We start from the raw sequence: 12,680 nt of genomic DNA, 5'->3' as shown, positions 1-12,680 counted from the left end.
CGGTGGCGATGCATCGCGCGCCAACGCGGCAGCGCGCCGCCGCCAGGCGCGGCACACGGGTGCCGCGCGCGACGTCATTCGGCGCAAGCGGGACAGAAACGACAGCGACGCGGCGGCGACGCCGGCGCTGCTCACGGTCGGCGGGAAGAAGACGCATCGGGCGCATCAGTAGGCGGTCTTCTGCCCGAGCACCTTGAACGCGGTCAGCACGATGATCCGCGTGTCCAGCCACAACGACCAACGGCGGATGTAGTCGAGGTCGTACTGGATGCGCTTCTTCATCGTGCGCAGCTCCGGCGTCTCGCCGCGGAAGCCGTTGACCTGCGCCCAGCCGGTGATGCCCGGCTTCACGTAGTGCCGCTGCATGTAGTGGTGGATCAGCTTTTCGTAGTGGGTGTTGTGCTGCGCGGCATGCGGACGCGGCCCCACCACCGACATGCTGCCGCCCAGGACGTTGAACAGTTGCGGCAGCTCGTCCAGGCTGGTCCGGCGCAGGAACGCACCGAAGCGGGTCACCCGGCTGTCGCCGCGCGTGGCCTGCACCACCACCTCGCTGGGCTCCTGCTGCACGCGCATGGAGCGGAACTTGTACATGTAGAACTCGCGCCCGCCCAGGCCGTGGCGGCGCTGGCGGAAGAACACCGGGCCCGGCGAGCTCAGCTTCACGCCCACCGCGATCGCCAGCATCAGTGGCCACAACACGGCCAGCGCGGCCAGGGCCACCAGCTTGTCCTGCAGCGCCTTGGCGACCACGAAGTAGGTGTTGCGGTCCACGCCGCCCTGGCGCAGGTTGATCACCGGCACGTTGCCGATCTGGTCGCCGGACTGGTTGAGCATGCCGAAGTCGAACAGGTCGGGGATCAGCCGGACCTGGATCGGATAGCGGTCCATGCGCTGCAGCAGTTGTTTGATGTGGTCGCGTTCGCCCAGCGGCAGCGAGATCCACACCTGCTCGACCTGGTGGTCGTCGAGGTAGTCGATCAGCGCGTCCGCGGTGCCTTCGCCCAGGCACTGCAGCTTCTGCGGATGGTCGGCCACCGACAGGTCGTAGTCGCTGCTGAAGTAGCCCATCACCTGCATGCCGACCCAGGGATTGCGGCTCAGGTAGTTGTGGATCTTCACCACCGGATGGCGCAGGCCGACCACCACCACCCGCTGCACGTCCACACCTTCGGAGCGCAGCCGGTTGAGCACGCCGCGCACCACCGTGCGCGAGAGCAGCAGCGTCGCCAGGCTGGTGACGAACCAGGTGCCGATCCACAGCCGCGAGACCTGCTGGCCGAACTGCACGACGAAGGCGTGCACCGCGAACAGCGCGAACACGCCACCGCAGGCCAGGCTCAACACCATCATTTCGCGCAGCAGGCCGCGCCCGCGCCAACTGCGGTACAGCGGGAACAGCGCGAAGCAGATCACTGCGTACAGCAGGGTGGTGCCGATCGCCACCCGGTACGCCGGTTCCGGCATCCAGGTGCCGAACAGCAACCGATGGGTCAGCAAGGCGCCGCCGACCATGACGGTCAGGTCGGAGACGCGCAGCAGGATGTCTGCCGCGGCCGCGTACTTGGACAGCATGCGCGGCGAGGAGGTCGTATAGGTGGCGCTACTCAGGTCTGCCAAAAGCATGATCGGGATTCCTATCCAAACCCGGTCGATCGGCATGCGGGGGAACATGCGACGCCGCCGGGCCTCGATTTCGCCTGCCTATGGACCGCTGCGGCGCCTCCCTCGCCGACCCCAGGTCCACGGCAGCCCGTGACTACTTCAACAGAAGAACGTCTTCGTACAACCGCGCTGGAAAATAATGGAGCACCTCATTGCCTAGCTGAACCACGTATCACCTCACTGAAGACTGTGCGTCGAACCGATGCCGATGTGTGCGTTGCGGCACGCGCTCGCGCCATGCGCGGTGCGGCGCGCCATCGCGCTGCGACATCACGCCGAAGCCGCCGCCGCGGCTTCGGCCTCGCGGATGAAGTAGCGCACCAGCGCCACCGCCAACGCCAGGAACAGACCGAACACGAAGGCCAGCGCCAGGCCGAGCAGCTTCTTCGGCGAACTCGGCTTGCCCGGCACATCGGCGCGGTCGACGATGGAAATGTTGTTGGTGCCCACGTTGCCGACCACGCCGATCTCCTTGTAGCGCTGCAGCAGCGCGTCGTAGAGCTGGCGGTTGGTGTCGGCCTCGCGGCGCAGCATGGTGTAGCGGATGCTGCGGGTCTGCAGGTCAAGTTCGTCGTTCTTCAGTGCGGCGATGCGGTCGGCGAGCAGCGTCTCCTGCTGCCGCGCCGCTTCGTAGTCGTTCTTCAGCGCACCGCGGATGTTGGCGATCTCGTCGGCGATCTGCCGCTTGGTCTCGGCGATCTGGTTCTGCAGGCGCTGCATTTCCGGATAGCCGGGCTGGAACGTGGCCAGCTTCTGCTGGTAGTCGGCGGTCAGCTTGGCCTGTTCGGTACGCAGGCTCTGGATCAACGGGTTGCTGACCACCTGCGGCAGGCCCATGCCGTCGCCGATGCCGGCCTGGCGCCAAGCCGCCTCGGCCTTGATCCGCGCGTCCTGCGCCGCGGCCAGGCGCACATTCAGCTCGCTCATGTTCTGCGTCGGCAGCGACGGCTTGTCCTCGCCCATCGACACGATCTGTTCCTGGCTGGAATAGTCGACCGCGTTCTTCTCCGACTCCTCGACCTTGTCGCGCAGTTGCGCCAGGCGCTCGGACAGGTAGCGCGCCGCGAACGAGGACGCCTGCAGCCGGCGTTCCTGGGTCGAGGCGATGAACATCTTGGCGTAGGTGTTGGCCACGCGCGTGGCCAGCACGCGATCGGGCGAATCGAAATTGATCCGCACCAGGCGTGAGTCGCGGACCGGCTCGATGGTCAAGGCATCCAGCACTGGTCCAACCAGCGCATTCTCGGCCGCGGCGGCCCGCGCCTGCGGCGTCGGCGCACGCCCGTCGCCGTTGTCCTGCAGCTTCTCCAGGGCTTCGTCGACCAGCGGCTTGAACGCCGGCGCCTGGGTCAGCTTGGCCTCGCGGATCACCTGCCGCGCCAGCGAACGGCTGCCGAGCAGTTCGTACTGGGTCTGGTAGAAGTCGCGGTCCTGCGGCGATTCCACCGGCATCAGGTTGGCGACGTTGGCGACGTTGAGCGATTCGCGCTCGATCTGCAGCACGCTGGTGGCACGGTACTTGGGCGTCATCAGCAACATCACCAGCAGCGCCAGCAGCACCACCGCCGCGGTGATGCCGACGATCAGCCAACGCTGGCGGTACAGCGCATTCCAGTAATCCAGCAGGCCGATGTCGGCCGGGCTCAGCGGCGCGGCCACCGGGCGCGGACGCGACGCGGAGGCGGGAGGCAAGGTGGAGGCGCTCATCGGTAGGCCCTCCAGACCATCACGAACGGGGTCAGTTGCACCACGGTACGCAGCAACACCAGCGCATCGGAGCGGTACACCACCACGATGTCGCCGCCGTAGATCGCCGGATCCGGTGCCGCGCCCTTCTGGATATCGCGCAGATCGAAACGGGCCAGCATCTTCTGCCCGCCGACGGTACGGAACACCACCACGTTGCCGCGGCTGGCCACGTCGCTGACGCCCTTGCCCAGCGACAGCGCCTGCTGCAGGGTCAGCGCGGAGCCCTGGATGGGATAGATGCCCGGCTCGCTGACCGCACCGGTGACCGTGACCCGGTTGCCGGTGAACTCGTCCACCAGCACCGACACCTGCGGGTTCTGCAGATAACCGTTGCGGTAGCGGTCGGCGATCTCCTTCTGCAGCGCATTGACGCTGGAGCCGGCGGCCTTGACGTCGCCGATCAGCGGCAGCGAGATGCGGCCCTCGTTGTCGACCCGCACCTGGCGCTCCAGATCGTCGACCTGGAACACCTTGACCGTGAGCAGGTCGCCCGGGCCGAGCAGGTATTCCGGCTTGCCCATGGACGCGGCAAGCGGATCGCCCGGCGGCAGGTCCGAACGCATCGCCGGCCCGCTGTTGCATGCCGACAGCAGCGCCAGGCAGAAAAGGGCCAGCGCCCAATGGAAGGTCACGGAGAGTTTACCCATGCGCGATGCTGATGCCCTCTGTCGAATGGTTTTCGAAGCGCCGCACTCGTCCAGCCGGCCAGGGTTCCCTCCCGGCCGGAGAATGATCACGGTGTCAATTCCTGCCTGGGACGAACGGCCCTGGCCAACAGCGAAGCTTCGTGTTGCAACGCACTATGGCACAGGCATCTGCCGTCACCAAGGCGTTACCCGACATTTTTTTGACGCAGTAACAGCAAGGTTCAACTACATGTCCGGCGATTCAGCCTGGCAAGGGCCCGTGAACGTTCCATCGACGCGGTGTTAACGTGACCAATGTCAATGCATTGACGCTGCATTGCTCCCAGTTCTGACGGGGCTTTCCGTTCCGGCTGGGCGACGGCGCGGCGCTGGAACGGCGCACTCCGGCGCTTTTTGTCTACGGCGACGTGCTCGCCGCCCCTCGCGGCGTTACAGATCGCCACGTGTGGCGACCCCGACACGCAACCGGCATGCGCGCCGGGCGTCCAAACGCCGCATCCCGATCAGCTCTCCAGCCAGCCCCAGCCTTCCTCGCGACCAAAACAAAAAGGCCCATGTCATGGACATGGGCCTTCGAAAGATGGTCGGGGTAGCCGGATTCGAACCGACGACCACTAGTCCCCCAGACTAGTGCGCTACCAGGCTGCGCTATACCCCGGTGTGTTGCGTCTCCGCCGTCATGGCGGACCCGCCTTGCGGCGAGTTGGCGATTATAGCGGGTTTGCGGCGGCCATTCCTAGCGTCAGCGAGCGCCGCGCCACCTCACCGCCGCAGCAACTGCAGGACTTCTTCCAGCTCCTGCCGCACCTGCTTGATGATCTGGTTGCTCAGCGCCGATTCCTGGCGGGCACCCTCGCCTTCCAGGCGCAGCCGCGCACCGCCGATGGTGTAGCCCTGTTCGTACAGCAGGCTGCGGATCTGCCGCACCATCAGCACGTCGTGGCGCTGGTAGTAGCGTCGGTTGCCGCGCCGCTTGACCGGTTCCAGGCTGGGGAATTCGGTTTCCCAGTAGCGCAGCACGTGCGGCTTGACGTCGCACAGCTCGCTGACCTCACCGATGGTGAAGTAGCGCTTGGCCGGAATCGGCGGAAGTTCGCGGTTACTGCCCGGGTCCAGCATAAGCCTCCACTCGCTCCTTGAGCTTCTGTCCAGGACGGAAGGTCACCACCGTCCGCGCCGAAATCGGGATCTCTTCGCCGGTCTTGGGATTGCGGCCGGGCCGTTGGTTCTTGCGGCGCAGGTCGAAGTTGCCGAAACCGGACAACTTCACCTGCCGCCCCTGCTCGAGCGCATCGCGCAGCACGTCGAAGAACGCATCGACGAATTCCTTGGCCTCGCGCTTGTTCAGCCCGACTTCGTCGAACAACCGCTCGGCCATTTCCGCTTTGGTCAACGCCATTGCCCTGCTATCCCCTGTACGTCTCAACCACGCATCCGCGCGTCGTGTTCGCGCGCCAGCGCGGCCACGGCATCGGCGACCACCGCCTCCACGTCGCGGTCTGTCAGAGTGCGCGTGTTGTCCTGCAAAATCAAGCCCATAGCGAGACTCTTGCAACCAGCCTCGACCCCCGCGCCGACGTAGCGGTCGAACAGCACCACCTCGCGCAGCAAGGGCCCCACCGCCGCACGCACGCTGCGCGCCAGCGCCGCCCAGCTCACCGCGTCCGGCACCACGAAGGCCAGATCGCGACGCACCGACGGGAACCGCGACAGCTCGGCGGCGCGCGGCAGGGCGCGCGCGGCCAGCGGCGCCAGGTCCAGCTCGAACGCCAGCACGTCCACGTCGATCTGCATCGCCTGCAGCAGCCGCGGGTGTAACTGGCCGATCCAGCCGATCCGGGTCTCGTCGCGATAGACGTCGGCCGAACGGGTCGGGTGCGCGAACGGGGGCGTCGACGCACGGTAGTCCAGGCGCGCGCCGGAGGCCGCGGCCAATGCGTCCAGGTCGCCCTTGAGGTCGTGGAAATCCACCTTGCGTGCCGGCAGGCCCCACTGCAGGGCGTCGGCATCGCCGCACACGGCCGCCGCCACGCGCTGGGTCTCGGTCGGCGCCGTGCCGGCCTCCGCCGTCGCGGCGAACACCTTGCCCAGCTCGAACAGGCGCACGCGCCCGGCCTGGCGCGCGACGTTGCGGCCCAGCGCGGCGACCAGCCCCGGCAACAGCGACGGGCGCATCACCGCCAGCTCGGCGCTGAGCGGATTGGCCAGGGCCACGCGCCCGTCGTGCAGGCCCCACTGATCCAGCAGCACGGCATCGACGAAGGCGTAGTTGATGGTTTCGAGCAGATCGCGCGCCAGCAACTGGCGGCGCACGCTGCGCTCGTCCAGTTGGATCTCGCTATCCATGGCGATGCGGGTGGCGCCGCCGGGCAAGGTGGTCGGCAGGCGGTCGTAGCCGTGGATGCGCGCCAGTTCCTCGATCAGGTCCTCTTCCAGCGCGATGTCGAAGCGACGGCTCGGCGCGGTGACCTGCCAGCCATCGGCCGAAGCGGCCACGTCCATGCCCAGCGCGCGCAGGATGCGCTCCACGTCGGCATCGGCGATCTCGATGCCGAGCACGCGCAGGATGCGCGCGCGGCGCAGCGCGATCGGCGCTGGCGTCGGCAGGAACTCCGGCAACTCGGCCTCGACCACCGGGCCGGCACGTCCGCCGGCCAGTTCCAGCACCAACCGCGTGGCCAACTCCAGCGCCTGCCGCGGCAATGCCGGGTCCACGCCGCGCTCGAAACGGTGACCGGCATCGGTGTGCAGGCCGAGCTTGCGGCCGCGGCCCATGATCGCCGCCGGGGCGAAATGCGCGGCCTCCAGGAACACGTGCCGGGTGGTCTCGGTGACACGGGTGGCCTGGCCGCCCATCAACCCAGCCAGCGCCACCGGCCGATCGGCATCGGTGACCAGCAGGAACCCCGGATCCAGCGCGGCCTCGCGGCCATCGAGCAAGGTCAGGGTCTCGCCGGCGCGCGCGTGACGCACACCGACCGGGCCCTGCAACGTGTCCAGGTCGAACGCATGCATCGGCTGGCCCAGTTCCAGCATCACGTACTGGGTGATGTCCACCAGCAGCGAGACCGGACGCACGCCGCTGCGGCGCAGGCGCTCGGCCATCCACAGCGGCGTCTTCGCCGCCGCATCCAGGTCCTCGACCACGCGGCCGCAGTAACGCGGCGCGTCGGCGCCCGCCGCCAGCGCGACCGGCAGCGTGCGCTCGCTGCTCACCGCGGCCGGCGCCACCACCAGCGGCAGCACGTCGCTGCCGCAGGCCGCGGCCACGTCGTAGGCGATGCCGCGCACGCCGAAGCAGTCGGCACGGTTGGGGGTGAGCTTGATCTCGATGCTGGCGTCGGGCAGGCCCAGATACTCGGTCAGCGCCTGGCCGATCGGCGCATCGTCGGGCAGTTCGAACAGGCCCGACGCGTCGCTGTCCAGGCATAGTTCCTTGGCCGAGCAGAGCATGCCGTTGGATTCGACCCCGCGCAGCTTGGCAGGCTTGATCGCGATGCCGCCGACCTGGGCGCCGACCAGCGCCAACGGCGCAACCAGTCCGGCGCGCGCATTGGGCGCGCCGCAGACGATCTGCAGCAGCTCGCCCTGCCCGGCATCGACCCGGCACACCTGCAGCCGGTCGGCTTCGGGATGCGGCGCGGCCTCGACGATCCGCGCCACCACCACCTGCTGCAGGCCGTCGCCGAGCGACACGACCTCCTCGACCTCCAGGCCGATCGCGGTCAGGGTGGCCACAAGCTGCTCGCGCGTGGCCTGGGTCGGAACGTGGCTACGCAGCCAGTTTTCGCTGAATTTCATTGGGGAGCCGGGATTGGGGATTCGGGAGTGGGGATTCGTAAGAGCGGGTCAAGCGAGATCCGGAAGCCGCGTGGACCCGCTTTCGCGAATCCCCACTCCCGAATCCCGAATCCCCGCCCTCAAGCGAACTGCCGCAGGAACCGCACGTCGTTCTCGAAGAAGGCGCGCAGGTCGTTGACGCCGTAGCGCAGCATCGCGAAGCGCTCCACGCCCATGCCGAAGGCGAAGCCGGTGTAGCGCTCCGGGTCGATGCCGACGTTGCGCAGCACGTTCGGGTGCACCATGCCGCAGCCGAGCACCTCCAGCCAGCGGGTGCTGCCGTCGGGCTGCTGCCAGGCGATGTCGACCTCGGCGCCGGGTTCGACGAAGGGGAAGTAGCTGGGACGGAAGCGCATCTGGAAATCGCGCTCGAAGAACGCGCGCACGAACTCGGCCAGGGTGCCCTTAAGGTCGGCGAAGGTCGCGTGCTCGTCGACCAGCAGGCCTTCGACCTGGTGGAACATCGGCGAATGGGTCTGGTCGCTGTCGCTGCGGTAGACCTTGCCGGCGGCGATCATGCGCAGCGGCGGCGCATGCTCACCCATGTAGCGCACCTGCACGCCCGAGGTATGGGTGCGCAGCAGGCGGCCATCGCCGAAATAGAAGGTGTCGTGCATCGCCCGCGCCGGGTGGTGCGGCGGGAAGTTCAGCGCCTCGAAGTTGTGCCAGTCGTCCTCGATCTCGGGGCCGTCGGACAGTTCGTAGCCCAGCCGCGCGAAGATCTCGGTGATGCGCTCCAGGGTGCGGGTGACCGGATGCAGCCCGCCGCGTTCGCCGCGCCGGCCCGGCAGGGTCACGTCGATGCGCTCGGCGGCCAGGCGTGCGTCCAGGGCCGCGGTTTCCAGCAGCGCGCGGCGCTCGGCCAGCGCGGCGGATACCGTGTCGCGCGCGCGATTGATCGCCTCGCCGGCCAGCTTGCGCTGCTCCGGCGCCAGCGCGCCGAGCTGCTTGAGCTGGGCGGTGATGCTGCCGCTCTTGCCGAGCAGCGCGACCCGCAGTTGCTCCAGCGCCTCCGGACTCTGCGCCGCGGCGATGTCCGCCAGCGCCTGCCCGCTCAGGGAATCGATCTCACTCATTGCACTCGCGCCTCACTGCTCCGGCCGAACCCGTGGTCACCGTGTCCCGCCGATGCGGAACCTCCCTACCCGGCAGGCGCCCCGTCGCCGGGACGCCCAAAAACGCAAAAGGGGAAGGACTTGCGCCCTTCCCCTGCATGACTGCGATTGCTCCCGCCGAACACCCGCACATGGACGTGCGGGTTTCTGCGGGGACTCGCACTTATGCCGCCAGCGCGCCCTTCGCCTTCTCCGCCAGGGCGGCAAAGCCCTGCGCGTCGTGCACGGCGATGTCCGCCAGCACCTTGCGGTCGAGGGTGATGCCAGCCTTGAGCAGGCCGTTCATGAAACGGCTGTAGCTCATGCCGTTGATGCGGGCCGCCGCATTGATGCGGGTGATCCACAGCGAACGGAAATTGCGCTTCTTCTGCTTGCGGCCGATGTAGGCGTACTGCTGCGCCTTGATCACCGCCTGCTTGGCGACGCGGAAGACCTTGCGACGGGCGTTGTAATAGCCCTTGGCGAGGTTCAGAACTTTCTTGTGACGGCGGCGCGCCTGGACGCCACGCTTGACTCGAGCCATGGTTCAGTCCTCAGAGGTAGGGAAGCATACGGTCAAGACGGCCTGCGTCCTCGGCACGGACGTGGTTCGTCTGCCGCAGGTTGCGCTTCCGCTTGGTCGCTTTCTTGGTGAGGATGTGGCTACGGTTGGCGTGGCCGGCCTTGTACTTGCCGGAGGCGGTCTTGCGGAAACGCTTGGCCGCCGCCCGGTTGGTCTTGATCTTGGGCATTGCAATGTCCTTGATGGTGTTTTGTCACTGGTCAGGGCGGTGGCTGCGCCACACTTTCCGTCCGTGCCCTTACCTGCTTGTAAGCCCTTGATCCACTGAGGATCCGGGCGGGTCCTATTGCCGCGCGAGCGGCAAACCCGATGAACTGGGCCGCGCATTATGCCAGGGCTTGGAATGCCTTGCAAATCATGCAGTTTGGGTGGCGCGCACTGGCACGCCGGGATTCCGGGAATGGAGCATCGGAAACGGCGCGCACGACGCAACCACGCAGCCTGCGTCGGGGCAAAAACGCCGGGATTACGATGCCAGTGGGCGCCGTGGGCGCCCGGTTGGTCGCGCGCCCGCGTTGGGCGGGGCGCGCGATCCTGGCCTGCGTCAGCGCTTCTTCGGCGCGATCATCATCACCATCTGCCGGCCTTCCAGGCGCGGACGCGATTCGATGACGATGTCTTCGCCCAGATCGGCCTCGATCCGCGCGGCCATTTCGCGGCCGAGCTCCTGATGGCTCATCTCGCGACCGCGGAAGCGGATGTTGACCTTGACCTTGTCGCCTTCCTCGATGAAGCGGCGCATGTTGCGCAGCTTGATCTGGTAATCGCCTTCGTCCGTGACCGGACGGAACTTGATTTCCTTGATCTCGACCTGCTTGGTCTTCTTCTTGGCTTCGTTGGCCTTTTTCTGCTGCTCGAACTTGAACTTGCCGAAGTCCATGATCTTGCAGACCGGCGGATCGGCCTGCGGCTGGATCTCGACCAGGTCGAGTCCGTCCTCTTCGGCCAGCGCCAGCGCTTCGTCGCGGGTCAACACGCCGACCATCTCGCCGTCCGCGCCGATCACGCGCACGCGCGGCACGCGGATCTCTTGGTTCTTGCGGTTCTGTTTGTTGTCAGGGGTACTGATGTTGCAATCTCCCAGGGGAATCGGACTGGTGCGGACGGAGGCTCCGTCCGCGCCAGGGTGGTGTCACGCCAACTGCTCGGCGCGCAGCCGTTCGGCGAAGGCGGCGACCGACATGGTGCCCAGATCCTCCCCCGATCGCGTACGGACCGCAATCGCGCCGTTTTCCGTCTCGCGGTCACCTGCGACCAACAGGTACGGCACCCGCTGCAGCGTGTGTTCGCGAATCTTATAACCGATTTTTTCGTTCCGCAAATCGGCCTCGATGCGGAAGCCTTGATTTGCAAGGAGTTTCCGCACGTTGTCTACATAGTCTGCCTGCGCGTCGGTGATGTTCATGACCACGGCCTGCACCGGCGCCAGCCAGGCCGGGAACATGCCGGCATGGTGCTCGATCAGGATGCCGATGAACCGCTCCATCGAGCCGACGATGGCCCGGTGCAGCATGACCGGATGCTTCTTCTGGCTGTGCTCGTCCACGTACTCGGCGCCGAGGCGGCCGGGCATCATGAAATCCACCTGCATGGTGCCGAGCTGCCAGGTGCGGCCGATCGCGTCCTTCAGGTGGTACTCGATCTTCGGGCCGTAGAAGGCGCCCTCGCCCGGCAGTTCCTGCCACTCCACCCCGCAGGCGCCGAGCGCGGCGCGCAGCGCGGCCTCGGCCTTGTCCCAGGTGGCGTCGTCGCCGAGGCGCTTTTCCGGGCGCAAGGCGATCTTGATCTGGATGTCGTCGAAGCCGAAGTCGCCGTACACCTTCAGCGCCTGCTGGTGGAAGGCGGTGACCTCGGCCTCGATCTGCTGCTCGGTGCAGAAGATGTGGCCGTCGTCCTGGGTGAAACCGCGCACGCGCAGGATGCCGTGCAGCGCGCCGGACGGCTCGTTGCGATGGCAGGCGCCGAACTCGCCGTAGCGGATCGGCAGGTCGCGGTAGCTGTGCAGGCCCTGGTTGAACACCTGCACGTGGCCCGGACAGTTCATCGGCTTGACCGCGTAGGTGCGCTTCTCCGATTCGGTGAAGAACATGTTGTCCTGGTAGTTGTCCCAGTGGCCGGACTTCTGCCACAGCGACACGTCCAGGATCTGCGGGCAACGCACCTCGCCGTAGCCGCTGTCGCGGTAGACCTTGCGCATGTACTGCTCGACCACCTGCCAGATCGACCAGCCCTTCGGGTGCCAGAACACCAGGCCCGGGCCCTCTTCCTGCAGGTGGAACAGGTCCTGCTGCTTGCCGATCTTGCGGTGGTCGCGCTTGTCGGCTTCCTCCATGCGCAGGATGTAGGCCTCGAGTTGCTTCTTGTCGGCCCAGGCGGTGCCGTAGATGCGCTGCAGCTGCTCGTTCTTGGCGTCGCCGCGCCAGTAGGCGCCGGAGATGCGGGTCAGCTTGAAGGCTTTGAGGAAGCGCGTGTTCGGCACGTGCGGGCCGCGGCACATGTCCACGTATTCCTGGTGGTAGTACAGGCCCATCGCGGTGACGTCGTCGGGCATGTCCTCGATCAGGCGCAGCTTGTAGTCCTCGCCGCGCTGCTTGAACAGCTCGATCACCTCGGCGCGCGGAGTGACCTTCTTGATCACATCGTAGTCCTGCGCGATCAGTTCCTGCATGCGCTTCTCGATCGCCGCCATGTCCTCGGGGGTGAACGGGCGCTCGCTATAGATGTCGTAGTAGAAGCCCTCGGCGATGACCGGGCCGATCACCATCTTGACCTCGGGATACAGCTGCTTGACCGCGTGACCGACCAGGTGCGCGCAGGAGTGGCGGATGATCTCCACGCCCTCGGCGTCCTTGGCGGTAATCAGGCGCAGGCTGGCGTCATGGTCGATGAGGTCGCAGGCGTCGACCAGGCGGCCGTCGACCTGACCGGCGATGGTGGCCTTGGCCAGGCCGGGGCCGATGGACTGGGCCACGTCCATGGGGCTGACGGGATGTTCGAATTCGCGGCGGCTGCCGTCGGGGAGCGTAATCGTGATCATGGGAGTCGGCGAAAAGGGAAACGGGGGACGGCGTCCACGCCACCGTGGTGGCAGTCGAGGCAGGG

Annotated in this window: 11 protein-coding genes and 1 tRNA gene; all 12 read right to left on the bottom strand. The window is 67.1% G+C overall.

Annotated elements, in window-relative coordinates; genetic code table 11:
* Positions 1-165: 165 nt before the first annotated feature.
* Positions 166-1,626 carry an undecaprenyl-phosphate glucose phosphotransferase gene (locus QN245_RS08160; protein ID WP_160967341.1) on the bottom strand — a complete coding sequence of 487 codons (1,461 nt, stop codon included), beginning with the start codon at positions 1,624-1,626 and terminating at the stop codon, positions 166-168.
* A gap of 309 nt (positions 1,627-1,935) precedes the next feature.
* Entirely contained in the window at positions 1,936-3,387 is a 1,452-nt protein-coding gene (locus tag QN245_RS08155; RefSeq protein WP_317845330.1) for a GumC family protein, read from the bottom strand.
* Positions 3,369-4,061 carry a polysaccharide biosynthesis/export family protein gene (locus tag QN245_RS08150; protein WP_048489932.1) on the bottom strand — a complete coding sequence of 231 codons (693 nt, stop codon included), beginning with the start codon at positions 4,059-4,061 and terminating at the stop codon, positions 3,369-3,371. The genes QN245_RS08155 and QN245_RS08150 overlap by 19 nt, the downstream gene beginning before the upstream one ends.
* Before the next feature lie 581 nt (positions 4,062-4,642).
* Positions 4,643-4,719: transfer RNA gene (locus QN245_RS08145), tRNA-Pro, on the bottom strand.
* A 104-nt stretch (positions 4,720-4,823) separates the two neighbouring features.
* Positions 4,824-5,180 (bottom strand): MerR family transcriptional regulator, encoded by a 357-nt coding sequence (locus QN245_RS08140; protein WP_009597860.1) that lies wholly within the window; start codon positions 5,178-5,180, stop codon positions 4,824-4,826.
* The gene (locus QN245_RS08135) at positions 5,161-5,460 is read right to left on the bottom strand and encodes an integration host factor subunit alpha (protein WP_003466661.1); all 300 of its coding nucleotides are present in this window, start codon (positions 5,458-5,460) and stop codon (positions 5,161-5,163) included. The genes QN245_RS08140 and QN245_RS08135 overlap by 20 nt, the downstream gene beginning before the upstream one ends.
* 23 nt (positions 5,461-5,483) lie before the next feature.
* Positions 5,484-7,862, bottom strand: coding sequence for a phenylalanine--tRNA ligase subunit beta (pheT, locus tag QN245_RS08130; RefSeq protein WP_317845019.1), 2,379 nt, complete (start codon positions 7,860-7,862; stop codon positions 5,484-5,486).
* Between the two features lie 119 nt (positions 7,863-7,981).
* The gene (pheS, locus tag QN245_RS08125) at positions 7,982-8,977 is read right to left on the bottom strand and encodes a phenylalanine--tRNA ligase subunit alpha (RefSeq protein ID WP_160967335.1); all 996 of its coding nucleotides are present in this window, start codon (positions 8,975-8,977) and stop codon (positions 7,982-7,984) included.
* A gap of 202 nt (positions 8,978-9,179) precedes the next feature.
* On the bottom strand, positions 9,180-9,539 hold the full coding sequence (gene rplT, locus QN245_RS08120; RefSeq protein WP_010342859.1) for a 50S ribosomal protein L20: 360 nt from the start codon (positions 9,537-9,539) through the stop codon (positions 9,180-9,182).
* A 10-nt stretch (positions 9,540-9,549) separates the two neighbouring features.
* Complete coding sequence (gene rpmI, locus QN245_RS08115; protein WP_010342861.1) at positions 9,550-9,747, bottom strand: 50S ribosomal protein L35; 198 nt, start codon at positions 9,745-9,747, stop codon at positions 9,550-9,552.
* A gap of 375 nt (positions 9,748-10,122) precedes the next feature.
* A complete protein-coding gene (gene infC / locus QN245_RS08110; RefSeq protein ID WP_081613216.1) occupies positions 10,123-10,662 on the bottom strand; it encodes a translation initiation factor IF-3 in 540 nt (179 codons plus the stop codon).
* Positions 10,663-10,710: 48 nt separating this feature from the next.
* Complete coding sequence (gene thrS, locus QN245_RS08105; RefSeq protein WP_017911219.1) at positions 10,711-12,615, bottom strand: threonine--tRNA ligase; 1,905 nt, start codon at positions 12,613-12,615, stop codon at positions 10,711-10,713.
* Positions 12,616-12,680 lie beyond the last annotated feature (65 nt).

It is taken from the genome of Xanthomonas rydalmerensis (genome assembly GCF_033170385.1).
Lineage (GTDB): Bacteria > Pseudomonadota > Gammaproteobacteria > Xanthomonadales > Xanthomonadaceae > Xanthomonas_A > Xanthomonas_A rydalmerensis.
This window is presented reverse-complemented; position numbering and strand designations above follow the sequence as displayed.

Excerpts from the sequence above, each read along its gene's own strand:
- QN245_RS08160 (WP_160967341.1), bottom strand. The coding sequence starts at position 1,626 with ATGCTTTTGGCAGACCTGAGTAGCGCCACCTATACGACCTCCTCGCCG.
- QN245_RS08150 (WP_048489932.1), bottom strand. The coding sequence starts at position 4,061 with ATGGGTAAACTCTCCGTGACCTTCCATTGGGCGCTGGCCCTTTTCTGC.
- QN245_RS08140 (WP_009597860.1), bottom strand. The coding sequence starts at position 5,180 with ATGCTGGACCCGGGCAGTAACCGCGAACTTCCGCCGATTCCGGCCAAG.
- QN245_RS08135 (WP_003466661.1), bottom strand. The coding sequence starts at position 5,460 with ATGGCGTTGACCAAAGCGGAAATGGCCGAGCGGTTGTTCGACGAAGTC.
- pheT (WP_317845019.1), bottom strand. The coding sequence starts at position 7,862 with ATGAAATTCAGCGAAAACTGGCTGCGTAGCCACGTTCCGACCCAGGCC.
- pheS (WP_160967335.1), bottom strand. The coding sequence starts at position 8,977 with ATGAGTGAGATCGATTCCCTGAGCGGGCAGGCGCTGGCGGACATCGCC.
- rplT (WP_010342859.1), bottom strand. The coding sequence starts at position 9,539 with ATGGCTCGAGTCAAGCGTGGCGTCCAGGCGCGCCGCCGTCACAAGAAA.
- rpmI (WP_010342861.1), bottom strand. The coding sequence starts at position 9,747 with ATGCCCAAGATCAAGACCAACCGGGCGGCGGCCAAGCGTTTCCGCAAG.
- thrS (WP_017911219.1), bottom strand. The coding sequence starts at position 12,615 with ATGATCACGATTACGCTCCCCGACGGCAGCCGCCGCGAATTCGAACAT.